Below are 26,144 nucleotides of genomic sequence, written 5' to 3' on the forward strand. Positions count from 1 at the left end.
AAATAGGCTCAGCTTTTATTATAGTACTCTTTTCTTACTATCTTTTCCTAATCCATTCTAATGCATCTTCTCTGCTTGTAATATTCTTATTTAAATAAGCAATTTCCACATCAACGAGAATTTTAGAAAATATGGGACCAGGTTTGATTCCTATTTCCTTTAAATCATCACCTGTAATTAATACTGGCATTCTTGCTCTACAGTAAATGTATTCTTCTACCATAGTGGCGGTCGTTTCTTCACAACTAGACCCGAAAAAGATAAGAGCTAGAGAGGATATTTTCTTAAGTTGTTGATGGAGTAGAGTTTCTTTTGAGAAATCTTGTTCATTTAAAAAGTGAAGCTCATCAATTAATTTTCGCTCTTTATTTGTTGGTGAATATTGTGAAATATGCTCTTTCCAATTTGGTTGCTTATAAAATGGAATCAGCAAGTAGCAAAACCAAACAGGTGCATTTTTACCTAACTCAGTTGGTACATTTTTTTGCAACTTATGAACTCGTTCATGGAAAATAAGAGCATGTTTCTCTATATCAGTTTTATTTCTTGCATTAGGATTGAGTTGTTTCCAGAAACCTAGTTGGTTAAGCCTTTCTAATGCCTCAACTGGATGGTCTTCGTTGAATAATTTTTGTAATTCATTTGAAAGCCGTACTTTCGATAATGAAGGACTTTTATCAATCGATGTTTTAGCTAATTCTTCGCTTTGACTGTCCATCTTAAATCCAAATCGCTTTTCAAAACGTACTGCCCTTAGGATACGAGTTGGATCTTCTACAAAACTTAAGTTATGAAGGGTACGAATTAGTTTTTTTTCGATGTCTTCTCGAGCATGAAAGAAATCAACTAAATCTCCAAATTCTGACTGGTTTAATTTAATTGCCATTGCATTAATTGTGAAATCTCTACGGTATAAATCTTCTCTTAGGTTTGAAAGCTCGACTGTTGGTAATGCAGCTGGATGATCGTAATATTCCGTTCTTGAGGAGGTAACGTCTATCTTCATTCCTGATTCGGCTTTCCAAGTTGCAGTGCCAAAGGTTTCATGTATTTTAACTTCACCACCATAGGAAGAAACTAACGCTTCTGCAAATTCTATTCCATCACCTTCAATAACCACATCGATGTCTTCATTGGATCTTCCAAGAATAATATCTCGAACGATACCACCAATCATATAGACTGGAACATTTAAGTTGTCTGCGCATTCACCAATTTGTTTTAATAGCTGAAAGCTTTCAATAGGTAGCTGATTCTTCATTTTCACACGAACATTATTTTTCAAAGCTTCAATCGCAGACAGTTGCAATTCTTCTTTTAATTTTTCATTATGTAGCATTTCAATGACATTTGAACGAGAGAGGATACCGACAACTTGTCCGTTATGTAACACTGGTAGACGTCCAATATCATGTTTTATCATAATGTTTTGAACTTCTTCTAGAGATGTGGTTGGTGTGATTGAAATTGGATTCGTACTCATATATGCCTTAACAGGGGCATGACCTAGACCGTGATGTGTTGCTTTATCTAAATCTCTTCTGGATATAATTCCAATAAGTTTACCTTCCTCACAGACTGGAAAGCCTGTATGTCCATATCGATACATCATTTTTGCTGCGTCATCGATTGTTTGTGTAGGTGCTATTGTCTTAACTGGGCTAGCCATAATTGCCTTAGCGGTAATAGCAGGTTTTAGAATGGCATCTAAGCTATTAACTACTGTTGACATTATTTCATCTAAGTTTCCTTTTTTAATCGTGGCAGATGCAGCTTTTTCATGCCCACCACCACCTAGCTCTGCCATCAATGGTAAGAGGTTCACTCGATTTGAATCTGCTCTTCCTACGACATAAACTCGTTTGGACATTTCAACAACTACGATTACCGCATCAGCCCCAGTTGTTTCTAGCAGTTTTCGTGTGAGTGTAGATAATCCACCTTGGAATTTCTTTTGTCGGTGAGTACTGATCATGATGTTTAACCCTTGAGTTTGGTATTCATTTGATTGTACTAGTAATTGGTTGAAAATTTCTTGTTGTTGGTCAAATAGCATTTGATCGGAGAAACGATTAATTAACTCTAAATTCATACCTTTTTCAAGTAGGTAGCTACCAATGAGCAAGTCTCTTGGAGTTGTATTTGAATATGAGAAGGAACCTGTGTCTGTGTATACCCCTAGTCCAAAGATAGTTGCCTCAAATGGAGTAATATCTATTTCTCTTTTTTTAATCTCTTCAACTAATAATGTAACTGTGGCACCAACAAATTCAATTGTACTTTCATCTGCTACTACATCATCTTTACTTGGTGGATGATGATCATAAACGGTTATTGTCACATTGTCTTTTAATTTCTCTGCAAATTCTCCAACTCTTTGTAATGATGCAACATCAACTATTATGAGATGTGTAACTTTGTCCCAGTCAATTAAGTGTGATTGATATAGTTCAATACTATCTCGGTAGATGGCTAAAAATTGTTTGACTGCTGCATTTTGTTTATCTGTAATTACAAGTGTTGCATCTGGATAGAGCTTCTTAGCAGCAATCATTGATGCAAAGCCATCAAAGTCTATATTTACGTGTGATAAGATTATCTGCACAAAAAATGCCTCCCCTTTGAAAAGGTTATGATCGAGTGTGTATAATTCTCGCTCATCACCTTTTCAGTTTCATAGTCCAATTATACAATTAAATGATTTTGGAAAAAACGTCCTAATCATATCTTTAAGATTCCTCTTCAATAAAAAGTCCCTTGTAGTTAAAAATAGGCTGTTCGTACCGAGAGTACTGCTCTTTTGGTACTCTAATACTAGTAAAGGATTTATATTCTCTTAAAATCATTTTCTTAAACTGGCTAAATACCGAATCAAACACTTCATCATTTTCTTCAATATAAGTGATGAATTTCTCAGGCTGGAATTTGAGCAATCCACTTTCTTCTTCATACACTCCTAACGGTTCAAGTTGTTCAGAAAATGAATGAAAGACATTACGGATTGAATCGATATGATTTGTACCTGCTGCTTTATCAAAAGATGCAAGCGCTTGTAACGCTTGATTGTACTTATCAATTAGATGACTTGTATGCTTGACTACTTTTTGTTTGTTTTCATCTAAATTAACAATTGCTTCATAAAGCTCTTTTTCATGATGATAAAACTTTTTAAATTCAACCTTCAGTTCCTTGAGCTTCTCATAGTACCTATCATAGGAGTCAAGGTAGTTTTCAGAAGGGTAGTTAACTGGGTTCTTCGTTTTTCCAACAGGGTCCAAAGGCTCTACACGTTTAATCTCTTGAGTTTGATTCATACTACTAACATAATTTCCTCGAATTCGATTAGCTTTTAGTGAAGAAGAAAGTCTTGAAATTCGACTCATTTTTACCCCTCCTTTGCAGTGTTTCCAATTATTAAATGGTCCTTTTATATGATATCGGTATAAATTAGAAAAATTTTCAATCAAACATTCAAATGAACATTTGACTAATAACTTGAATAAAATGTAATATAAAATTGTAGGGAGGGATTAGATGGTTGCGAAAGATGAATGTGAAGTATTTTGTGTTGACGAAAAAAGTGTATCCAGTTTAAAAGAAATAATAGCTTCGGAAAATATAAAAAGTATGGTGCAAATGTTCAAAGCCCTAGCAGACGATACCCGTATGAAAATAGCGTATGCACTTACTGAAGAATCTGAGCTATGTGTTTGTGATGTAGCGACGATAATTGGTTCATCAACTGCAACAGCATCACACCACCTTAGACTTTTACGAAATCTTGGATTAGCTAAATATAGAAAAGAAGGAAAGCTAGTCTATTACTCTTTAGATGATGAACATATTAAGCAACTCATTGTAATGGCGTATGAGCATAGTAAAGAGGAAAAAGGAGGCTGATGGATATGGAGAAAAAGAAAATCTATCGAGTCCAAGGGTTCACCTGAGCAAGCTGTGCTGCTCAGTTTGAGCAGAACGTTAAAAATTTAAAAAGTGTTCAAGATGCGGAAGTTCATTTCTCTGCATCGAAACTAACAGTCTATGGAAACGTGACGGTTAAAGAATTAGAAAAAGCAGGTGCTTTTGAAGGACTTAGGCTTGCTGATGTAAATGAAGAAATGACGAAGGTACCATTATGGGAGAATGGGCGAAGTATACGAACAATTATTTCAGGTTTACTGTTAGTAATTGGGCTTACGCTTTTACTAGTTGGCGTAGAAAGTAATCTGTCAATTTTTCTATTTGCTAGTTCCATTGTTATCGGTGGATTTACGCTGTTCATACAGGGAATAAAAAAACTGTTTCAACTACGTTTTGATATGAAAACATTAATGACGATTGCTATTATAGGTGCTGTGGCAATTGGAGAATGGGCAGAAGGTGCAGCTGTTGTTTTCTTTTTTGCAATAAGTGAATGGCTAGAAACCTATTCAATGGATAAAGCAAGGCAATCAATACGTTCATTAATGGGCGTAGCTCCTAAAGAGGCAACGGTTAGGAGAGAAGGGGAAGAGATTCTAGTACCTGTAGATGAGATTGTTATCGGTGATGTACTCATAGTAAAGCCTGGGGAAAAAATTGCGATGGATGGTCATGTAATAAAAGGATTTTCATCCGTAAACCAGGCTGCAATAACCGGAGAATCGATTCCTGTTCAAAAAGTTACAGACGATGAAGTGTTTGCAGGCACGTTAAATGAAGAGGGTTTACTAGAAATTAGAGTAACAAAGAAGAGTGAAGATACAACAATTGCAAAAATAATTCATATGGTCGAGGAAGCACAATCTGAACGTGCTCCTGCGCAAGCGTTTATTGACCGTTTTGCAAAATATTATACTCCAGCAGTAATGGTATTTGCACTTTTGATTGTTACAGTTCCACCACTATTTTTTGGTGGGCCTTGGGATGAGTGGATATACAGAGGGCTTGCTTTACTTGTTGTAGCATGTCCATGTGCATTAGTTATTTCAACACCTGTTGCAATAGTTACTGCCATAGGTAATGCAGCGAGGAATGGTGTCTTAATTAAGGGCGGAGTCTATCTTGAAGAAGCTGGTGCACTTACTGCTATTGCCTTTGATAAAACAGGTACTTTAACAAAAGGTGTTCCAGTAGTAACTGATATTATGTCTATAGAAAAGAACAATCTAATCTCAGATGAAAAGAATGAGGCCGAATGGTTACAAATTGCCGCAGCAATTGAGTGTGGTTCACAGCATCCACTTGCAAAAGCAGTCACTCGTAAAGCAAAGCAAGCAAAAAGCAAGAATACTAGATATGAAATAGATGAATTTCAATCATTGACTGGAAAGGGAGTAAGGGCATCAATAGAAGGAGTCACATATTATGTCGGTAGCCCAAAATTATTTGAGCAAGTACTTCCAAACGATATTAGCTCAATATATGATGGGATTTATAAATTACAGGGAGAAGGCAAGACCGTCATAATTGTTGGAACAGACAGGAAACTCTTAGGAGTATTAGCTATTCGAGATGAGATTCGTCCGGAAAGTCAACAAGTAATAAAAGGTCTTAACGATTTAGGTATTAAAAGTACCGTTATGTTAACAGGAGATAATACCTTAACAGCCAATGCAATAGGAAAAGAGCTCGGCATAAGCGAAGTGAAGGCTGAATTGCTACCAAAAGACAAACTAGAAGCAATTAAAGGGTTAAAGAAAGATGGTAAGGTAGCAATGATTGGTGATGGTGTGAACGATGCACCAGCATTAGCAGCATCAACTGTCGGGGTTGCTATGGGTGGAGCAGGTACAGATACTGCATTGGAAACAGCTGATATTGCTTTAATGGCAGATGACATTAGTAAACTACCATTTACGATTAGACTTAGTAGAAAAGCATTAGAAGTTATTAGACAAAATATTGCCTTCTCACTGGCGATAAAACTAATAGCTCTAGGCTTTATTATTTTAGGATGGTTACCATTATGGCTCGCGATTATAGCTGATGTTGGAGCGACATTGTTAGTAACATTAAATGCAATGAGACTTACAAAGGTAAAACAATAATAATATGATAAGTAAAGAATGATAGGGATGTCGTCAAAGGTAGATATACCTTTGACGACATCCCTTAGTTTCTATATTTTAGTACAGCCTATCGTTTAAGTACAATCCATATTTTTATTTGAAGGAGATAACTGATGTTTACATATGATATAGATGAGGTATTGAAATTAAAGTTACTAGAAATAAATGATAAGGAACCTTTATTTAATTTAATTATGAATTCCAAACTTCATTTGAAAGAATGGTTACCTTGGGTTGAACATACGAAACGTATTGAAGATACTGAGGCATTTATCAAATTAACAATGAAGCAATTTGCTGAGAATAACGGCTTTCAAGCTGGTATTTGGTATGAAGGGGAGATTGCTGGTGTAATTGGTTTTCATCGGATTGATTGGAGCAATAAATCAACAAGTATCGGTTATTGGTTAGGTAAGGATTATGAAGGGTTAGGTATTATGACGAAATCGTGTAAAGCACTAGTTAATCATGCATTAGTTGAGTGGAAGTTAAATCGTGTGGAAATACGCGCAGCCGAGCAAAATATAAAAAGTATAGCGATACCAGAAAGACTTGGTTTTATAAAAGAGGGTGTCATTCGACAGTCAGAATGGTTAGATGGCAAGTTCGTTGATCATATTGTTTATGGGGTGTTGGCAGAAGATTGGAGATAAAGGTATTTATTTAGATTCAAAATAAAGTTAATTGTAATCATAAGTTCCCTTTAGGTATTCATTCTGTAATCAGTTGTCAATACTGTTATAAATGGTAGATGAGATTTTAAAAAGACCATATAAAAAAGATGCGGTGAAAATGATGAAGATGTTGTGTATTGATGGTGGTGGAATTCGTGGTGTATTCGCACTTGCTATATTAGAAGCGTTAGAGGAAGAATTTCAATGTCCTATAGGTGAATTATTTGATGTCGTGGCAGGTACAAGCACAGGCTCAGTCATTGCTGCTTCCATTTGTCTGAATAGAAAAATGAGTGATGTCCATGAAAGTTATACTACATATGGTAAAAAAATCTTTGTTCGTCAAACCAAAATAGGGCTATTTAAAAGTGTTTATAGTGATCAATACTTAAGACGTTTCCTTCAAAAAGCATTTGGTGAAAAAACAATGGCTGATATAAAAAAGCCCTTACTCATTCCAGCAGTAGATGTAACACATGGGAAACCTTATGTTCATCGTTCGAACTATGGGCATGAAGAAAGTGGAGATTTATCATTAAAGGTGTGGGATGCGGTATTGTCTTCCTGTTCAGCACCTGTTTACTTTCCACCAAATAATATAAATAATAAATATTTATCAATTGATGGGGGTCTTTGGGCTAATAATCCGTCACTAGTTTGTATGACAGAAGGATTACATCACTTTAAGAAAAATATGAATGAAATTAAAATTATGTCGATCGGTACAGGACAACAAAATATCGACTTTACAATCGATGATAACTTGAATTGGGGTGTAAACCACTGGTTACCATTTCACCTCCCGACTATGAAGGTCACTCCCAAATTACTTGATTTAGCCTTGCATTTGTCATCAGAATCAGTGACATATCACTGTCATCTCCTACTTGGGAAGCAGTATCTTCGTATTAATACTGATTTAGGAAAAGAAATACCATTTGATGAGGTAAAGTATATGAATGAGCTTAGTGAATTAGGGATGAAGGTGTTTAATGAAAAGGTGGAAGAGGTTAAGGCGTTTATTACGAGTTGAATTGAATGAAATCTAGAATTGCAAATGGCGAATTGCGAATTAAAAGATTTTTCTGTTCTAGCTTTGCTAGAAACAGCTTTTGCTAATTGCCGCGGCTGATTTATCAGCCGCGCAATTAGCAATTAGCAATTAGCAATTAGCAATTAGCAATTAGCAATTAGCAATTAGCAATTAGCAATTAGCAATTAGCAATTAGCAATTAGCAATTAGCAATTAGCAATTAGCAATTTACTAAAGTTCCGCCGCATACTTATTAAGTTCTTTACTCATTTTTTCAATTTCATCGATAAAGGTTGAGATTTCTTCTGTAGATAAAGCTTGCTCACGTCCAACTGTTACAACCTTTTCGATTGCAGTAGTGATTCCGTTTATTGACTCCTGCATATTTGTTAATGTATTACTAATCTTCTCTGTAGATGAAACGGTTTCATTTGATAGTTTCCTAATTTCTTTGGCTACTACATCAAAGCCACGTCCTCTGTCACCAGCTCGTGCTGCCTCTATTGAAGCATTTAGTCCAAGAAGGTTCGTTTGGTCAGCAATTTTTTTTATAAACTTGATAACTTCATCTGTGTTTTCCATTTGTTCTGCTGCGCGGTTAGATTGCTCAAGAAGTGAATTACTTATCACGGAGAGACCTTCTGCGTTTTTTGAAACATTTGCAATTCTATCGTTCGCTTGTGTAATGGATATTACAATTTGATCAGCTATTTTACGTAATTCTTTTTCATTTTGTTCCTGAATTTGAATAGCAAGCGCGCCAATAACCTCTCTACCTTCAACTATAGGTGCGGCTAGACCTTTGAAAGGGAAGCCAAAGAATTCAGAAGGTACTTCTTCTTCAATAACTTTATTTTTTGAGATACATTCTGCAAGTGGTTCTTTTGGATTAATTTTTAATCCTGGCTTTGCACCAATATTAATTTTACTGCCAGGGTAATAGGCGAGCCACTCTTTTGTATTTGCTATACCAATGCCGACATCTGGTAGCATGGCATGAATTACTGGTATAACCTCAAGAAAAGCTTCTAATTTCTTATGGTGTAGTTCGGTTGAAAGAGAGCCTGAAGCTAAGTTAGACATACTATCACCTTTTCCTTCCTTGTCAGTGTATATATATATTAACACTATTCAGATTAGGTTAACTACGAAAAAGCTTTATTTTTGAGAAAAAAATAGGAAGGAAGTAGTAGGTAAATGTATAAATCAATTATGTAAATAAGCGTTATACGAATAAAAAATGAACGCGGCTGAATGAAACAGCCACGTTCGTTTATAAAGCTTATTATTATCTAGCAAACACGTGGTTACCAATCGTTACTGTTACAGGACGAGTTCTGATCCATTGATTAGATGTTTTTGCTGGATTATAGAAGTATAGTGAGCCAGAACCTTGTCCTCTAAAAGCAAGTGCTTCTTCAACTGCTCGTCTTGAGTCTGCATCAGATGCTCGGTTGATTCGACCATTTTGAACAGGTGAGAATGCATAATATCCGCCAGAAACCTCGTTAATAACGCCCCATAATGAGTTTGGGAACAATGAACTATCTACACGATTTAATACGACTGTAGCTACTGCAACCTTACCAGCATAAGGTTCTCCTTCAGCTTCTGCTCGCACTAACCTTGCTAATAAATCCTTTTCATTTGATGTTAATGAAGATGGGATTTGAAGACGTTCCCCAACAAGTAATAGATTAGTAGATTTATTATTAGTTGATTTGATTGAATTGACTGGTACTCCATATTGTACTCCAAGCTTCCAAAGTGTATCTCCAGATTTTACTGTATGAGTTGTGTTTGCATTTACCTCGTCAGTTGAACCTAAGAATGATAGTGATAAAAATAATGTTGTGGCAAGTAAAAGTTTTTTCATGTTGTTGACCTCCTGTTGTTTTCTTTGCTGTAACTAGATTAACAAGGAGGTTAAGAGAAATCGTTAGGGAGCTATTACCAATCGAGCTACTATTAACACTTGAAACTATGGTATTACTAGCCTCATTACCGTTTATTACAGTTTTGTAACGAGTCCTATATATGGAATTATAGGTAATAAATAGTGAATTTAATAGCTGTGGGTTTCAACTATGCTAATTCTAGTTGATTTGTCGTATGAATATAGTTATCTCAAACCATAACATTCTTTGTTTGCATTTTTTGTTCTCCATTTGTAGCTAATATGGTAGCCTTATAATAATCAATCTACCATTACCGAATGGAAAGGGTTTAATATATGAAAGTAATTATTGCAGAAAAACCAGATCAAGGTGCGAAACTAGCAGCACCGTATCCTCATAAAAAAAGACAAGGGTTCATCGAGATTGGGAAATGTACGACTTTCCCTGATGGTGCCTACCTTTCATGGGCAGTAGGACATTTATGTGAGCTAAAGCAACCTGATTCATATAATCCTCAATGGAAGAAGTGGTCTTTGAATCTCCTCCCCCTTTTACCAGACCGTTTTGAACACCAGGTAATGAAATCAAAATATAAGCAGTTTCAAATAATAAAGAGTCTTCTAAAAAAAGGTAATATAAATGAAGTCATTATCGCTTCTGATGCTGGTAGGGAAGGTGAGCTGATAGTAAGGGTTATTCTGTCGCTTTGCCAAGTGAAACAACCAATCAAAAGGCTTTGGCTTTCTTCGTTAACATCTAAAGCAGTTCAAGAAGGGTTTTCACGACTTTTAGATGAATCAAAAACGAGAAGCCTCTATTATGAAGCGTTAAGTCGGTCGTGTGCAGATTGGTTGGTAGGGATGAATGCATCAAGAGCATATACTCTTCTTTTACAGTCAAAAGGGGTAGAAGCTCTTTTTTCAACAGGTCGTGTTCAAACTCCTACTCTTGCATTAATTGTGAAACGAGAAAATGAAATAGAACAGTTTAAATCAGAGCCCTTTTGGGAAGTATTAGCAAGCTTTGAAATGAACGGTAAGAAATACGATGGTAAGTGGCATAAAGAAGGTGAAACAAGGCTAAAAGAGGAGAAACAAGCAACAGCAATTGCTCAATTCTGTCATGGTAAAGACGCTGAAATTCAAGACGTTGAGAAGGAAAGGAAAGAATATCAGCCACCGATGCTTTTTAACCTTTCAGCCTTACAAGCAACAGCCAATAAACGTTTTAAATATTCACCAAAGAAAACATTAGATATTGCGCAGCAATTATATGTAAAAGGGATATTGTCTTATCCACGTACTGATTCAAACTATGTAACGAAGGAGGAGGCACTTACTTTTCCTGATATTTTAAATAAAATTGAACAAATGCCTCAGTATAAAGAGTTTTTTCCTCTACCAAAATCAACAGTGCTCCAAAATAAGCGCTATGTAAATGAGAAAAAAGTGACGGACCACTACGCAATTATCCCGACCGAACAAGTAACAAAGTTAGAAGCGCTATCAGGAGATGAACGAAATATTTATGATTTAGTTATCCGTCGCTTACTAGCGGCACATTATGAAGCAGCTGTTGTAGATTATACAACAATTCATACTGTTGTATCAGAGCGAGCGACCTTTATAACTAAAGGTAAAGCAGAAGTACAGAGTGGATGGAGAAAGGTTATTTTTTCGGGTAAAGAATTAGCTAGTGGAGATGAAGGTGAAACGAATCTTCCTATAGTTGATAAAGGTGAGCAAGGGAATGTTTTAGATGCAACAGTGAAAGAAAGTAAGACTCAACCACCTAAGCGTTATACGGAAGGTCAATTAATAACGTTAATGAAAACGGCTGGAAAGCATATTGAAGATGAGACATTGGAAAAAGTCCTTATGAAAACAGAAGGCTTAGGAACAGAAGCAACAAGAGCAGGTATTATTACGATTCTTAAAGATAGAGGCTATATAAGTGTGACAAAAAACCAAGTCTTTGCTACTGAGAAAGGGAAGGTGCTTATTCATGCAGTTGGAAAAAGTATTCTTGCTTCTCCTGAAATGACGGCAAAGTGGGAGCAAAGACTAAGTGAAATTGGTTCTGGGTCTGCTTCACCAAAGGTATTTATGGAGCAAGCTAAACGATTAGCAACAAAATTAGTGGAAGAAGCTAAAGAGGATGCAACCAACTGGAGCTTTTCTAGCTATGATTTATCTAAAGTCTCAAGTGAAAAAGGAAGCAAACCTTTTAAGAAGAAAGTAGCTACTGTTGTTGGACAATGCAAAAAGTGTAATGGAAAAATTATTGATAGAGGAACATTCTATGGCTGTTCTAATTACACGAAAACAAAATGTGACTTTACGATTTCAAAAAAAATACTAGGAAAAACCATATCTCAAGCAAATGCAAAACTACTATTAAAAGAGGGGGCAACGAACACTATAAAGGGCTTGAAAAAAGGTGAGAAAGTCTTTGACGCTAAATTAGTTTGGAATGCAGATCTTAAAAAAGTTGAATTTTCTTTTACAGATAGTCAGCAATCTACTAAATGAGTAAATGAATAATAAGTAAACGACCAAAAAATAATCATGGTCGTTTTTTTATTGGGGCAAGCTAAAGATATGTTGTGTCTTAGTAAATCATGTATCAATGATTCTCAGCGAAAGGGGGATTTCTAAATGATGGATGTAGTAACTCTTGGAGAAACGATGGCCTTGTTTACACCTGATTCAACAGGGCTAATGAGGTATGCTCATACGTATTCAAGAAAATATGGTGGAGCAGAGTCTAACTTTGCTATTGGTTTGGCACGATTAGGACACGAGACAGGGTGGATAAGTAAAGTAGGCGATGATGAGTTAGGGAAAGGTCTTCTTTCCTTTGTAAGAGGAGAAGGGGTTGATGTAAGTCAAGTAACGATAGATGAATCTGCGCCTACTGGCTTATATTTTAAGGAAATTAGAAATTCATCGGATATACGTGTTCAGTATTATCGCAAAGGCTCCGCTGCTAGTAGAATGTCTCCTAGTGACTTAAATGAAGAGTATCTTTCAAAAGCCAAATATCTTCATCTCACTGGAATTACACCTGCTTTAAGTGACAGTTGTTATGAACTGATGTTAGAGGCGATACGAATTGCAAAAAAACATTCAATTAAAGTTATCTTTGATCCTAACATTAGAAAGAGTCTATGGTCTGAGGAAAAAGCTCGTGACGTATTACTTGAGCTAGCAAGTCAATCAGATATTATTTTGCCTGGTGAAGCTGAAGGAGAGTTTTTATTTGGTAAGACAAATCCAGAAGAGTTAGGAAAGAAATTTATAGAACTAGGGGGAGCCTCTCTCGTAGTTTTAAAAGTGGGAGCAAAAGGAGCTTATTTTTTTACTAACAATGAGGCTAAACTAGTTCCTGGATTTACTGTCGAACAAGTCATTGATCCAGTAGGGGCAGGGGATGGATTTGCTGCTGGTTTCGTATCAGGCTTGTTAGATAATCTTTCAATTGAAGAGTCTGTCTTGAGAGGGAATGCGGTAGGAGCAATCGTTACAATGGTTAATGGAGATGTAGAAGGGCTTCCTGATAAAAAAGAAGTTCAAAGATATATCAACCAAACGGGTGAGGATGTATCTCGATAACCAACTAATAAATGGAGGAATTACAATGGATAAACTACAACAGATTAAGGATAATGGTGTTGTTGCTATTATCCGTGGAGCTAATCCTAAAAGTATCCTTTCAATAGCAGGAGCTTTAAAGGATGGTGGAGTAAAAACACTAGAAATAACAGTTGAGACACCAAGAGTATTACCTCTTATTGAAGAAGTAGCTTCTAAATTTGGTGATGAATTAATTGTTGGTGCAGGAACCGTGTTAGACCCTGAAACTGCTAGAGCAGCTATAATGGCAGGTGCGCAATTTATTTTTTCTCCAACTGTAAATGTGGAAACAATTCGAACGACGAAACGTTACGGTGTTATTAGTATTCCGGGTGCATTAACACCAACTGAAATTTTGACTGCATATGAAAATGGCGCTGACGTGATTAAAGTGTTCCCAGCTAACATCTTTGGACCTAACTACCTTAAAGATATTCATGGTCCATTACCACAAGTTCCTTTAATGCCGACAGGTGGAATTGATTTACATAATCTTACTGATTATATTAAGGCGGGAGCTGTTGCTGTTGGGTTAGGTGGCTCATTAGTGAAGAAGCAAGACGTAACCGAACAATCGCTAGAAGAGTTGCGACAGAAAGCATCTCAGTTTGTAGAGGCAGTTAAGCAAGCAAGGAACGGCTAAAGTTAAGTAAGGGTTGGGACACAAATCATCTATAGAGGGGGCAATGGCTCTGTTCGCTACGCGTCTTGAAAGGAGAAAACCACTCCTTTCAAGCCTTTTAAAAAATGTAGCGACTCCGCTCATTGCTTCAAGGCTGGGACAAGCGATCAAACTTTTGTCCCAGCCATGTTTCATGTTGTTAGAGTTTATTTAGACCATCTATCGATTAGAACATTAATTGCTCCATCGCCAGTAACATTTGTTGCTGTACCAAAGCTATCTTGTGCCATATAAAGAGCAATCATTAATCCAATAGCTACTTCGTTAAAACCAAGCATCGACGTAAGGATACCTAATGCAGCCATGATGGCACCACCAGGCACACCAGGTGCAGCAACCATGATTAAACCAAGCATTAAAATGACAGGGATCATCTGAGGTAAAGATGGCTGTATTAACTCAGGAGAAAGTGTCATTACTGCAACTGCACAGATTACGATTGTAATGATGCTCCCAGATAAATGGGTAGTTGCACATAATGGGACACCAAAGTTTGCGATATCTTCTTTTACTTTATTATTTTTTACTGATTTTAATGTTACGGGTATTGTAGCAGCACTGCTCATCGTTCCTAATGCTGTAAAATACGCTGGTAACATATTTTTTAGTAGCATAAATGGATTTTTCTTTGCTATAAGTCCAGCTACCATATATTGAATTAGTAACCATGCCCAATGAGTGATAATCGCAAGTACAAGAACGACCCCAAATACTTTAAGTGTATCGAATACAGTTCCTTCAGAAGCTAATTCAGCAAAGATTCCTGCAATATAAAATGGTAGGAAAGGAATAATTATTCTTGTAATAACAAGTTCAATTATTGATTTACCTTCATCAAATATTTTCTTTAGGTTCTCAGAACTTGTTTTAGCAACTCCAATTCCAAATACAAATGCAGTAACTAGCGCCGTTACAACTCCCATCATTGGTGCAATCTCTAGAGTTAGGAAGGGTTCTAATGCTGAACTATCCGTCACATTTCCACTCTCGGTTGTTAAGAATGGTATAATAATAATAGCTACAATAAATGCTAGAAGCCCTGCAAGGAATGTAGAGACATAGGCTGTACCTACAGTCATACCGACTAATCGTCCCGAATTTTTTCCTAAATTAGCGACACCACTAGCAATAAAGAATAGAATGATAAATGGAATAATAAAGCCAATAAAACTTCCAAAAAGAACTTTAAGAGTAATAAGACTTCTTACGATAAATTCTGGTCCAATTAATCCGATAAATAATCCTAAGATAATACCAATGATTAATTTGAATATTAATTTCATAATGATTGACTCCTTCTTATAATAATGTCCACGCAGGAAAAACAAATGTATATTCATATTTTACATATTTTTTGTCAAAAAACAACGAATTTTCATTTATTCAGAATAATTAATTTATTATTTTAGGAAAGTAAGAGATAGTATTAGAATAAGAAAAGGATGCCGGAAAAACTCCAGCACCCTAATAGCAAATTGTTATTAAAATCACTTAGTCCGAATGTCCAATAACTTCAATAATTGGTTTACCATTAATATCCTCAATATCACCAATTTCTTCATCATGTCTTTCAAGCGTATTTCGCAAATTTAGTATTGTATCGGATACATTCTCTTTTAGTTCAATATCAACCCAATCTGTTATAGTCTTCTCTTTTGAATCATACACAGCGTATTGGTTATCCTCAGAAACTAGCCAGAATCTTTTCATTATACACCTTCCTTTCAGCCCAGTAATATTAGTATGCCTAACTTAATTGAACTAAAAAATAAAAATGTCACAAACGATAAGTTATTGAGTACGCTGATAATTAGCTAATGTTTGAAAATGTGGCTTTAATGAATTATATAACCCTTTATAGATTTCATAAAGCTCTAAATAAGTATTATGGTTATAGGAATTAGGAATTAATGATTTCTTCATTGGTATGTGGTCTTTTATTGCTTCAAGAGATTCAACTTCTCCGATAGCATATAAACTAAACCAAGCTGCCCCCCAAGCAGAACTTTGGTGACTTTCAGGTATTTGTATTTCATGACCAAACATATCTGATAAAATTTGTAGCCATAATTCAGAACGCGCAAAGCCTCCGCTAGCTAAAATATTATTTGGTTTACCCGCAAGCCGTTCAAGAGCTTCCCCAACGTTATAAAGGCTGAAAATAACTCCTTCCAATCCTGCGCGAATCATATGATCCTTATTATGGGCTAAAGTTAATCCAATAAAGCTGCCGCGAGCATTTGCATCCCAATGAGGGGCACGTTCTCCATTTAAATAGGGAAGGAATATTAATCCATCAGACCCAGCTTTAATCTTACTTGCTCTCTTCGTTAGAAGATCATATATATGTACTCCTTGTTTAGGTGCAATTATTTCATCATACTCCCCTAATAAATCTTTTAACCATTGTAAAACAATTCCTCCGTTATTCGTAGGACCTCCAGTAATCCACAAATCTTGTGTTAAGCCATAACAGAAGATTTCTTGTAAGGTATCTGTAGTAGGTGCATTTGTCATTTGTCTGATGGCTCCACTTGTCCCTACAGTAATCGCCACATCACCAGGTGAAATAGCCCCAATCCCTAAATTAGCAAGGGGGCCATCACTTGCACCAATCGCAAAAGGAATGTCTCCATGTATGCCTATTTTATTTGCAACATTTGGGTCTAGCCCCTGACATATATAAGTTGGTGGGACAGGCTTAGAAAGTTGTTCTTCGGTAATACCTACTAAGCATAGAGCATCTTCTTCCCAAGTAAATGTACGAATGTTAAATAATCCACTTGCAGAAGCAACAGAATAGTCAACGACATACTCTCCAAACCATTTTTGCATAATAAATTCTTTAATAGAGATAAATTTTCTTGCTCTTTTGTATGGTTCGTAATCGTTTTCCTTCATCCAAAGTAGTTTGATTAATGGAGACATAGGGTGAATTGGAGTACCAGTTTTAAGGTAGATGTCAGTACCACCGTTTGCTTTTAGAGCTTGTCCTTGTGCCACACTCCGACCATCTGCCCAAGTAATAGATGGAGATAGAGGTTGGTGATTTTCATCAACGCATATAATTGAATGCATTGCTGATGATATTCCAATCGAAATAATTTGCTCTGCTTCAATATTACTTGAGGCAATAGCGTCATGTAATGCATGAATTGCTGCTAACTCTATCTGTAAAGGGTCTTGTTCAACCCATGATGGACAAGGATGAAATACTGAGTATGAGCTTTCACTTTCGGCGATTACGATTCCATTTTTATTAAAAATGACGGCTTTTGTACTTGTTGTTCCTATATCTAAGCCAATAACATAATGTTTTTTCATCGATTTTCTCCCTTTCATTGTTTGACTCTAGCGAAGAGTATTAGTTTTTATATGAAAGAAGTTAGATTCTTTTCAATGAAATGGCTTCCCTTAATTTTTGTAAAGAAGGCTTCATTAAATCTTTCCTCCCAATACTAATATTTACGTATAAAGCATCAATGATACTTAATTGAGCAAGTCGAGATGCTAGAGCTTCAGAGCGAAACTCAGTTTCTTGAGATACGGTATAAAGTGAAATATCCGCTCCTTGACTTAGCGGTGATTTTGCTAAAGTTGTAATCGCAATTGTCATGATTCCATATTCCTTAGCTAATTCTAATGCCAGTAAAATATCACGGCTTGTACCTGAATGAGAAATTAGAACGACTACATCATCTGTTGTTAGCTGTGATAGAGACATTAATTGTAGGTGAGAGTCAGTATAGGCTGCAGTTTGAATTCCTGTTCTCATAAATTTATGGTTAGCATCTAATGCGATAATACCGGAACCACCACTACCGTAAAATTCTACCCGATTTGCTTTTAACATCGCCTGTACTGCTTTTGAAAAGCTTTTTTGTTCAAACACTTGTAGTGTTTCTTCTAGTGTTCGAATATTTGATTTAAATACTTTTTCTGCAACCGTTTTTTCGTCGTCGTTTTCCTCGATAGTTTCATGTATATCTTGAATAGGTGTTACTAATTCAGATGCAAGTGCTATCTTCATCGCTTGATATCCTTTGAATCCAATTCGTTTACAGAATCGAAATACAGTTGCTTCTGCTATCTCTAAATTCTCTGCTATTTGGTTGATTGTGGAATGAATGATCTTGTTTGGGTTGTCGATAATATAGTCTGCTACCATTTTTTCCTTGTCGCTAAATAGTGGGTAGGATGCACGAATTCTAGCTATACAATGCTTATTTTCCATTATTATTCCCTCTTTTCTTATACTAAGTATATTGTATCTCATTTTAATTATTTGAAAAATATTATTTCTTTAAAAGTATTGAAAAAGAAATTTTTTATCATATAATGATTTTAGAAATAAAATTTCATGTTACTGAAAAGTAACAAAGGAGTTGATATGAAGAATTTCGGATGATTGCCTTTGTAAAAGTCATTCATTTATCGTAAGTAACATTTACTAACATTTCAATTGAAAACGTTTACTTATTTAGTTTAATTTACGAATACGATATTTCTTTAGGAAAGGATGTAAGCGATTACACTTTGTGAATTTTCTAATAATTAGTAATTCGATTTATTTAAAGGATAATAAGTAAATTTTATTATTTAAGCCCATACTAACAAAAGTAAAGACTATCTAGGAGGATTTAATCATGAAAAAGTTATTATCAACATTTTTACTCGGTTCAATGGCAATGGTAATGGCAGCCTGTGGAGGGGCTGGAGATGACACCGGTGGAGCTACTGATCCAGTAGTAGATGAAGGAGCACCTGCTGCTACAACTCATACAATTCGTGCTGGAATTGGTTTGAATAATGAGCATCCACAGTACAAAGGTTTACTTAAATTTAAGGAAATCGTTGAAGAACGTACAAATGGTGAAATTGTTGTTGAAACATATCATAGTAGTCAATTAGGTGATGACCGTTCAATGATGGAAGCATTACAGTTAGGAACACAAGAAGTAACTGTACCATCAACGGCACCAATCGCAAACTTTGTACCAGAGTTTACTGTATTTGATTTTCCATTCCTATTCCCTAGCTCAGAAGTTGCTGATGAAGTATTAGATGGGGAAGTAGGTCAGAAGTTATTAGACATGCTAGATGCTCAAAACTTAGTAGGGTTAGCATACTGGGAAAATGGCTTCCGTAATGTGACAAATAGCCGTCGTGCAATTGAGACATTAGAGGATTTCAAAGGATTATCACTTCGTACAATGGAAAACGAGTTACACTTAGATGCATTCCGTGCTTTAGGTGCAAATCCAACTCCAATGGCATTTGGTGAGTTATTTACTGCATTACAACAAGGTACAGTTGATGGACAAGAAAACCCATATGCAACAATCTATTTAGAAGGTTTATATGAAGTTCAAGACCATGTATCAAACACAAACCATATTTACAGCCCGTTCGTATTTTTAATGAGTAAATCTTTCTTTGATGGATTATCTGAAGAGCTTCAAGCTATCGTTCAAGATGCAGCTTTAGAAGCTGGTCAATACCAACGTGAATTAAACCGTGTAGCTAACGCAGAATACTTAGAAAGCTTACAAGAAGTTGGAATGACTTACACTGAGATTTCTGAAGAAGAACGTACTAAAATCGTTGAAACGGTTCAACCAGTTCTACAAAAATATGTTGACCGTGTTGGTGAAGAAATCGTAAATGAAGTATATGATGCAATTGAAGCTGCTCAGCAATAATTGATGTAAGGGGCTTGAAAGCCAAGTCTTTCAAGCCCCTATTTTATTAAGACGTAAAGAAAAAGAAAGGTGGTAATCTGTCTGAAAGATTGTCAGCTTTGTTTTCCTTTTCATTAAAATCAAAGCATCTATAGAAAGAGGGGAAAAAAATGAAGGTCGTTAAGTGGCTAGATGAACATTTTGAAGAAGTATTTTTAGTTATCTTTTCAGCCATTATGGTTGTTGTTATTGCTGCACAAGTATTCATGAGGTATGTAATGGAATCGTCCCTTGCTTGGTCTGAAGAATTAGCAAGATATTGTTTTATTTGGCTCGTATACTTAGGTATTAGTTATGGTGTTAAGAAACAAAGACATATTAAAGTTGATGTAGTTTTAATGTTATTAAAAGATAGAGGGAAAATCTTATTAAGTATATTTGCTAATCTTATCTTCCTAGGTTTTGCTATTTTTGTTGTTATTTATGGCTATGGAATCGCAAGTCAGATCCTAAATTTAGGTCAAAAATCTCCAGCTCTTCAAATTCCAATGGGATATGTCTATATGGCAACGCCTATTGGTATGGGTCTAACAGCTATTCGAATCGTTCAACAAATTGTGAAGCAAGTACAAGCTTTACGTGGAAAAGATGAATTTGATGTTAGGACAGAACAAGAACGACTCTTAGAATCAGAGCAAGAAGCAATTGAAGAAGGACAGCACAAGCTGTTAGAGAAGAAATAGGGAGGGAATGACATCATGACAGCTTTAGTTTTATTTGGTAGCTTCGCAGTATTTCTTCTGTTAAGTGTACCAATTGGGATATCATTAGGTCTAGCGACTTTAGTATCACTTATTTATTCAGGCTCTCTACCTTTGCAGTTTTTAGCGCAAGGTTTAGTAACATCTGTCGATTCATTTCCCCTTATGGCAGTACCTTTCTTCATTTTGGCTGGTGAAATCATGGGGAAAGGTGGAGTCTCTGACAGGCTGTTCCGAGTAGCCAATACGGTAGTAGGAAATAAAACTGGTGGTTTTGCAATTGCGACAATTATTACTTGCATGTTCTTTGCAGCTATTTCAGGTTCTGGTCCTGCAACTGTTGCAGCAATCGGGGGAATTATGATCCCTGCGATGGTACGACAAGGGTATGATAAAAAATTTGCGACAGCTGTAGTTGCTGCAGCAGGGTCACTTGGGGTAATTATTCCACCAAGTATACCTATGGTTATTTATGGGGTAGTTGGTTCAACTTCAATTGGAAGCCTATTTATTGCAGGGATTATTCCAGGTCTATTAGTTGGATTAGGGCTAGTGTTGTGGACATATATCTATTCAAGGAAAAAGGGTTACCATGGGACAGATGAGAAATTCTCATTTAAAAAGTTTCTTGAAGCATCATGGGAAGCTAAATGGGCATTGCTTGTTCCAATTATCATTTTAGGTGGTATTTATGGTGGTATATTCACACCTACGGAAGCTGCAGTAATTGCAGTAGTTTACGGATTATTAGCAGGAATGGTCCTTTATAGGGAATTAAAAATTAAAGAGTTACCAAAAGTATTTGCTGATGCGGCGTTAACGACAGCTACGATCCTTATCATAGTAGGTACAGCAACTGCCTTTGGACGCTTATTAACAGTAGAACAAATTCCAAACCAGGTTGCTGAAGCGATGCTATCTGTTTCTCAAAACCCAATTGTAATCATTTTATTAATAACAGTTCTACTATTAATTGTAGGTTGCTTCATGGATACATTAGCAGCAATTATTATCCTAACCCCTATTTTATTACCTATAGCAATAAGCATAGGCTACGATCCGATTCACTTCGGTATTATTATGATTGTTAACTTAGCTATTGGCTTTATCACACCACCATTAGGTGTAAATTTATTTGTAGGCTCTGGTATATCGGGTCTTTCAATCGAAGCTATATCAAAGGCTATTATTCCATTCTTTATTGCCATGGTTATTACTTTGTTAATTATAATATTCATTCCACAATTATCTCTTTATTTATTGCAATTTAGATAGGATAAATTGGGACAATCTTGATACCTATTGAAAGGGTGATATGATGACTACGAGTCAAAAGGAAATTACCGTTAACATTAGTGAGGAACAGACGATTGTTGAATTAAGTAAAAAAATACAATCCTATAAATCAGAAATTTTTCTTTCAAAAGTATTAAGAGGTACTCCGATGGAAGTGAATCTAAAGAGTTTTTTAGGGTTAATTACACTTCATCTAGAGAACCATGATAAAATCTTAGTACGGGCAGTTGGTGAAGATAGTACCGAGGCACTTGAGGAAGTTGTATCGTATTTGACGTAAAAGAAGATTAGTACAAAAGCTGCGAATTGATTGTTAGACTAACAATCGATTCGCAGCTTTTTACAAATCTATAAAATAATTAGTTCGAAGTTATGTTGATATTCTTTCTACTTTAAAATCTTCATGATCATTTGAGAATAACAACCCATGAAATGTAAGCTTATGTGGTAAGAGTGGGTGCTTGTTTAACATCTCTAAGTTTGTTTGAATTTCTACTTTAGGATTTCTAGCTGAAAGCCATTTTTCTAAATAATGTTTAGAAGGGTGGTCAAGGTAATGTAATAGCTCAAATGTTTCATCCTTAACCCCTTCCTGTTGAAGCCAAGCGCGTATATCAGAATAGGAAGTATGCTCATTTTTATCCACTATATAATCTACAAAGTAGAAATCAGAAATTTGTTCCTTATATGCAGCTAATAGTATAGAACGAACTGTGTTTCCAAAAGGGTGAAGCACGCCATGATGATACGATTGCAATATGACTACATCTTTCTTATCTAGCTGTAAATGATGTAATGTATAATCAATTATTTCAATATGAGATGTTAAAATCATGCTTTTTTTCATGAGATACCTCCCCTATATAGAGTTAGATTAATACAAGAAATTAGCTAGTGAATAGAATAAAGGAATACCGATAACTAAGTTGAAAGGGAATGTAATCCCAAGAGCAAGACCAAGGTAGATGGACGGGTCAGCTTCAGGTACAGAAGAACGTAAAGCCGCTGGCGCTGCGATATAGGATGCACTAGCTGCAAGTACGCCCATTAACGTTGCTCCTCCAAGAGAGAGTCCTGCCACATAACCAGTTAAGATTCCTAATACCCCGTACATCAATGGCATAACCGTAGCGAAGGCTAATAACTTCACTCCATGACGTCTAACAACAGCTAAACGTTGTCCTGCGATTAGTCCCATGTTTAATAAAAATAGTATTAAAATACTTTGGTAGAGGTCTAGGAAGAGTGGTTTAATAACGGGAATACCATTTTCACCAACAGCAAGACCAATAAGAAGACTTCCAACAAGTAGTAGTACACTTTTTCCAAAAAAGCTTTCTTTCAAAACATCTTTGCTAATAAAAGATAAAGGATTTTGAGCAATAATTCCTACCTTCTTATCTGGTAGGACAGTTTCTTTGTCTTTTGATTTCTCTAAAATACCTAATAATAATAGAGCTACTAAAATAGCTGGTACTTCCATAAGAACAACCATTGCATTCATAAAGCTTTCATAGCTCGTATTTGAGTTTTCTAAAAAAGTAATTGCTGCACCGTACGTAACAATACTTACTGAACCATAAGTTGCAGCTAGACCAATTGCATTTTTTAAATCCATTTTCATCAGTTTTCTAAGTACAAATAGGGTCACTATTGGAATGACAGTACCTAAAAATAATGCAGCGACAATTGGTTTAGATACGGTCGCCAATGAATAGTTTGACAGTTCAATACCACCTTTTAACCCGATGGCGATTAATAAATAAATACTTAACGCTTCCCCAAGCCCTTGTGGGAACTTTAGGTCAGACTTCACCATTGCGGCAATAATGCCTAGCAAGAAAAATAATACTGCTGGAGATAATAAATTTTGCACGACCATATCTAACATACTGAACCCTCCAATTCTTATTGTGGCTATGGGAACAAAAAAGACCAACGAAGATGATATTCATCAACGTTGGTCTACCTTGCACTCACCTTAGTAGGCGTTTGCTTGATCTCCCAAATCATTATTCAGCTAATTTCTTTTCTAAATTGTCCTGTAGAATAAAGACAATAATACGTTCTCCGTTACGGGTACTAATATCGGTGTGAAAGCTTTCGACTTGCTCATTTGTTAATGAGTAGATAAGATCTTTTAATTGTTTGTTTCCTGTTTCAATTAAATCAGACCGGATTTTCTTTATTGAGAGCAATCCAGTTTCGCTTTTAGTCAGCTCTTTTTCAGCTGGCGTTAATATCCCCTGAAGCTGTACGATAATCATATTACGTAAAATATCTGATTTAACTTGAACAGAACCTCTTCCGAAATATTCCTTTTCCCATTGAGTGAGGGCTTTACTAATTTCAGCCTCTAGCAGACCTTTTTTACGTTTCTCCGTTGTTTCCATAGGTAACCCCCTAATCAATGCTTATATAAACAGAATATTACAATTAAATTGCTTAAGAACTCAGACAACGTCTATGTTCTTAGATAAAAAAACGGTATATTCCACTGTTTAATTACTTTCAAAACAGCAAAATATACCGATTATCTTTAATCTCGACTATGATGGATGAATAGTTGGTTTTCATCTTATCCCTATCAGGTTATGATATTGACATAATGCTAACCTATATCCCCATATAGCATCTATTAGTAACATCTCGGTAAAAATTATAGTGTTAATAATCATTATAATTTCTCACCATTACAGTGTCAATAAAAAATCTCTAATTTGTATAGGTTTGGTACTTTCGCTTCATCTTTCCTTTTGAATATAATGGTATTCTAATTCTTGTATGCTTTAGAATAATATATTGGAATTAACTATCTTTTACTATAATATTTACTATGTCTATTTTCTTGATTTTATTCTAATTAATTAGCTGTATAACCGGATTGGTTTAGGCAACAATGAATGCTAGCGAAGTTTATACTAGGAGTGTGAATCCTAATGTATGTATTTATAGTCAACCCTATTTCAGGGAATGGTAGGACAATAACTATTTGGAAAAATATAGAACGTTTATTGGTTGATAAAGGTATTACGTATGACGTGAAATATACTAACGGCCAGGGACATGCAACAGAAATAGTGCGAGAGCTTGATTCAAGTAATGTTACTGCAGTTATAGCTGTTGGTGGTGATGGTACGGTCCACGATGTGGTAAATGGTCTAAAGGTAGTTAAAGTTCCTCTAGGTATTATTCCGGCAGGCTCTGGTAATGATTATGCTCGCTCTATGAATATACCGAAAGATTTTAAATTAGCTTTAGAAAGAATTTTAACGGGTAAGAAAAAGAAAATAGATATTTTACATGTTGGAGAAAGATGTTGTATGACGGTTATCGGGATTGGCTTCGATGGAAGAGTGGCTGAACTAGCAAACAGTTCGAAATATAAGAAGATATTAAATGGGTTGAATCTTGGGAAATTTACCTATTTGGCAATTGTATTAAAAGTTCTCTTTCAATATAAACCAACAAAAGTAACAATTACATTAGATGATGAAGATATTACCTTTGATGATGTATGGTTGGTTGCCGTAGCTAATCTACCGTATTATGGTGGTGGAATGAATATTTGTCCTGATGCGGAGAGTGATGATGGAATATTAGATGTTTGCATCGTCCATTCCATTACTAAGTTAAATCTCCTTAAAGTATTTCCAAAAGTGTTTAAAGGAAAGCATGTATCACACCAATCTATTACAATACTAAGAGGAAAAAAAATCAAGGTCATCTCAGATACACCTGTTGTTATTCATGGAGATGGAGAAATCATAGGTCAAACTCCTATTGAAGTAATTATTGTAAAAGATGTACTAGATATTGTTTAGGTGAAATTTAAATTTAGAATTTAGAATTGCAAATGGCGAATTAAGAGCTTTTAATGTTCTAGCAAAGCTAGAACGAGTCTCTGCTAATTGCGCGGCTGATTTATCAGCCGCGCAATTAGCAATTAGCAATTAGCAATTAGCAATTAGCAATTAGCAATTAGCAATTAGCAATTAGCAATTAGCAATTAGCAATTAGCAATTAGCTCTTTCCTCTAATTTCCATAATAAATTTATGGAAATGTCCTACTGCCACTGTAAGAATCGCCTCATTTGTGTTTCTCTCTTCTGGCATTTCTACATCATGAAAGTACTCTCTTATTTCTTCTAATTGCTCATTTTGTTCTTTGAAAAGACGAGTGTTTGTGAATTTTGTTTCCATACCGAGGTGAGAACCTTCTTCATTTAGCTCTTGAATAAGTCGATCTAGCTGTTGAACTTTTTTGTAATACTCTTCAATTTGCTTCTCCCTATGAGTTTTCATTCCAGTCCCTCCTAATTTCATCTCTTATTACTGTTGTAGCACAAGTTGCAAATGGGATAAAGTGCAAAGCTTTTGCATCTAGGCATTGAATTTTCACGTCAAACTTTAGAAATTCCTATTCCCATGCAT

24 protein-coding genes are annotated in these 26,144 nt (G+C 35.6%); 12 read left to right on the forward strand and 12 right to left on the reverse strand.

Features of this window, described 5'->3' with window-relative positions; genetic code table 11:
* Window positions 1-37 precede the first annotated feature (37 nt).
* Both CD003_RS00910 and CD003_RS00915 read right to left on the reverse strand, forming a co-directional pair.
* On the reverse strand, window positions 38-2,605 hold the full coding sequence (locus CD003_RS00910; protein ID WP_096199015.1) for a CBS domain-containing protein: 2,568 nt from the start codon (window positions 2,603-2,605) through the stop codon (window positions 38-40).
* Between the two features lie 124 nt (window positions 2,606-2,729).
* Entirely contained in the window at window positions 2,730-3,383 is a 654-nt protein-coding gene (locus CD003_RS00915) for a hypothetical protein (protein ID WP_096199016.1), read from the reverse strand.
* A gap of 151 nt (window positions 3,384-3,534) precedes the next feature.
* Between CD003_RS00915 and CD003_RS00920 the strand changes: the two genes are divergently transcribed.
* The 4 genes from CD003_RS00920 to CD003_RS00935 all read left to right on the forward strand — a co-directional run bounded on the left by CD003_RS00920 (window position 3,535) and on the right by CD003_RS00935 (window position 7,757).
* Window positions 3,535-3,900 carry an ArsR/SmtB family transcription factor gene (locus tag CD003_RS00920; protein WP_096199017.1) on the forward strand — a complete coding sequence of 122 codons (366 nt, stop codon included), beginning with the start codon at window positions 3,535-3,537 and terminating at the stop codon, window positions 3,898-3,900.
* 5 nt (window positions 3,901-3,905) lie between these two features.
* On the forward strand, window positions 3,906-6,029 hold the full coding sequence (locus CD003_RS00925) for a heavy metal translocating P-type ATPase (protein ID WP_257008129.1): 2,124 nt from the start codon (window positions 3,906-3,908) through the stop codon (window positions 6,027-6,029).
* A 134-nt stretch (window positions 6,030-6,163) separates the two neighbouring features.
* Complete coding sequence (locus CD003_RS00930) at window positions 6,164-6,703, forward strand: GNAT family N-acetyltransferase (protein WP_096199019.1); 540 nt, start codon at window positions 6,164-6,166, stop codon at window positions 6,701-6,703.
* 139 nt (window positions 6,704-6,842) lie between these two features.
* Complete coding sequence (locus CD003_RS00935) at window positions 6,843-7,757, forward strand: CBASS cGAMP-activated phospholipase (protein WP_257008130.1); 915 nt, start codon at window positions 6,843-6,845, stop codon at window positions 7,755-7,757.
* A gap of 231 nt (window positions 7,758-7,988) precedes the next feature.
* On the opposite strand, the gene CD003_RS00940 is transcribed toward CD003_RS00935, so the two are convergent.
* On the reverse strand, window positions 7,989-8,840 hold the full coding sequence (locus tag CD003_RS00940) for a methyl-accepting chemotaxis protein (RefSeq protein ID WP_096199020.1): 852 nt from the start codon (window positions 8,838-8,840) through the stop codon (window positions 7,989-7,991).
* 205 nt (window positions 8,841-9,045) lie between these two features.
* Complete coding sequence (locus CD003_RS00945; RefSeq protein ID WP_096199021.1) at window positions 9,046-9,633, reverse strand: cell wall hydrolase; 588 nt, start codon at window positions 9,631-9,633, stop codon at window positions 9,046-9,048.
* A gap of 357 nt (window positions 9,634-9,990) precedes the next feature.
* On the opposite strand from CD003_RS00945, the gene CD003_RS00950 reads away from it, so the two are divergent.
* From CD003_RS00950 to CD003_RS00960, 3 genes are all read left to right on the forward strand, one after another.
* Window positions 9,991-12,186, forward strand: coding sequence for a DNA topoisomerase III (locus CD003_RS00950; protein WP_096199022.1), 2,196 nt, complete (start codon window positions 9,991-9,993; stop codon window positions 12,184-12,186).
* A 129-nt stretch (window positions 12,187-12,315) separates the two neighbouring features.
* On the forward strand, window positions 12,316-13,269 hold the full coding sequence (locus CD003_RS00955; RefSeq protein WP_096202203.1) for a sugar kinase: 954 nt from the start codon (window positions 12,316-12,318) through the stop codon (window positions 13,267-13,269).
* A 25-nt stretch (window positions 13,270-13,294) separates the two neighbouring features.
* Window positions 13,295-13,933: a bifunctional 4-hydroxy-2-oxoglutarate aldolase/2-dehydro-3-deoxy-phosphogluconate aldolase gene (locus CD003_RS00960; RefSeq protein WP_096199023.1), complete on the forward strand. Its 639-nt coding sequence runs from the start codon at window positions 13,295-13,297 to the stop codon at window positions 13,931-13,933.
* 185 nt (window positions 13,934-14,118) lie between these two features.
* Here CD003_RS00960 and CD003_RS00965 read toward each other — a convergent pair whose 3' ends face one another.
* From CD003_RS00965 to CD003_RS00980, 4 genes are all read right to left on the reverse strand, one after another.
* Window positions 14,119-15,255 (reverse strand): dicarboxylate/amino acid:cation symporter, encoded by a 1,137-nt coding sequence (locus tag CD003_RS00965; RefSeq protein WP_096199024.1) that lies wholly within the window; start codon window positions 15,253-15,255, stop codon window positions 14,119-14,121.
* 208 nt (window positions 15,256-15,463) lie between these two features.
* Window positions 15,464-15,682, reverse strand: a complete 219-nt coding sequence (locus CD003_RS00970) for a hypothetical protein (RefSeq protein WP_096199025.1) — start codon at window positions 15,680-15,682, stop codon at window positions 15,464-15,466.
* A gap of 81 nt (window positions 15,683-15,763) precedes the next feature.
* Entirely contained in the window at window positions 15,764-17,296 is a 1,533-nt protein-coding gene (locus tag CD003_RS00975) for a gluconokinase (protein ID WP_096199026.1), read from the reverse strand.
* A gap of 61 nt (window positions 17,297-17,357) precedes the next feature.
* Window positions 17,358-18,206 carry a MurR/RpiR family transcriptional regulator gene (locus CD003_RS00980; RefSeq protein ID WP_096199027.1) on the reverse strand — a complete coding sequence of 283 codons (849 nt, stop codon included), beginning with the start codon at window positions 18,204-18,206 and terminating at the stop codon, window positions 17,358-17,360.
* 412 nt (window positions 18,207-18,618) lie between these two features.
* On the opposite strand from CD003_RS00980, the gene CD003_RS00985 reads away from it, so the two are divergent.
* The 4 genes from CD003_RS00985 (at window position 18,619) to CD003_RS01000 (ending at window position 21,990) form a co-directional block, all read left to right on the forward strand.
* Window positions 18,619-19,674, forward strand: a complete 1,056-nt coding sequence (locus tag CD003_RS00985) for a TRAP transporter substrate-binding protein (protein ID WP_096199028.1) — start codon at window positions 18,619-18,621, stop codon at window positions 19,672-19,674.
* A 149-nt stretch (window positions 19,675-19,823) separates the two neighbouring features.
* Window positions 19,824-20,396, forward strand: a complete 573-nt coding sequence (locus CD003_RS00990) for a TRAP transporter small permease (RefSeq protein WP_096199029.1) — start codon at window positions 19,824-19,826, stop codon at window positions 20,394-20,396.
* Between the two features lie 15 nt (window positions 20,397-20,411).
* Complete coding sequence (locus CD003_RS00995; RefSeq protein ID WP_096199030.1) at window positions 20,412-21,689, forward strand: TRAP transporter large permease; 1,278 nt, start codon at window positions 20,412-20,414, stop codon at window positions 21,687-21,689.
* A gap of 43 nt (window positions 21,690-21,732) precedes the next feature.
* Entirely contained in the window at window positions 21,733-21,990 is a 258-nt protein-coding gene (locus CD003_RS01000) for an HPr family phosphocarrier protein (protein WP_257008131.1), read from the forward strand.
* Window positions 21,991-22,080: 90 nt separating this feature from the next.
* Here the strand turns inward: CD003_RS01000 and CD003_RS01005 are convergent, their stop codons facing one another.
* From CD003_RS01005 to CD003_RS01015, 3 genes are all read right to left on the reverse strand, one after another.
* A complete protein-coding gene (locus CD003_RS01005) occupies window positions 22,081-22,557 on the reverse strand; it encodes a hypothetical protein (RefSeq protein ID WP_096199032.1) in 477 nt (158 codons plus the stop codon).
* A gap of 27 nt (window positions 22,558-22,584) precedes the next feature.
* Window positions 22,585-23,601 carry a sodium-dependent bicarbonate transport family permease gene (locus CD003_RS01010; protein WP_096199033.1) on the reverse strand — a complete coding sequence of 339 codons (1,017 nt, stop codon included), beginning with the start codon at window positions 23,599-23,601 and terminating at the stop codon, window positions 22,585-22,587.
* Window positions 23,602-23,722: 121 nt separating this feature from the next.
* Window positions 23,723-24,103 carry a DUF2294 domain-containing protein gene (locus tag CD003_RS01015; RefSeq protein ID WP_096199034.1) on the reverse strand — a complete coding sequence of 127 codons (381 nt, stop codon included), beginning with the start codon at window positions 24,101-24,103 and terminating at the stop codon, window positions 23,723-23,725.
* 546 nt (window positions 24,104-24,649) lie between these two features.
* On the opposite strand from CD003_RS01015, the gene CD003_RS01020 reads away from it, so the two are divergent.
* Window positions 24,650-25,534 (forward strand): diacylglycerol/lipid kinase family protein, encoded by an 885-nt coding sequence (locus CD003_RS01020; RefSeq protein WP_096199035.1) that lies wholly within the window; start codon window positions 24,650-24,652, stop codon window positions 25,532-25,534.
* A 199-nt stretch (window positions 25,535-25,733) separates the two neighbouring features.
* Here CD003_RS01020 and CD003_RS01025 read toward each other — a convergent pair whose 3' ends face one another.
* Window positions 25,734-26,015, reverse strand: coding sequence for a hypothetical protein (locus tag CD003_RS01025; RefSeq protein ID WP_096199036.1), 282 nt, complete (start codon window positions 26,013-26,015; stop codon window positions 25,734-25,736).
* Window positions 26,016-26,144 lie beyond the last annotated feature (129 nt).

Origin of the sequence: Bacillus sp. FJAT-45350, assembly GCF_002335805.1 — a bacterium.
Classification (GTDB): domain Bacteria; phylum Bacillota; class Bacilli; order Bacillales; family NISU01; genus FJAT-45350.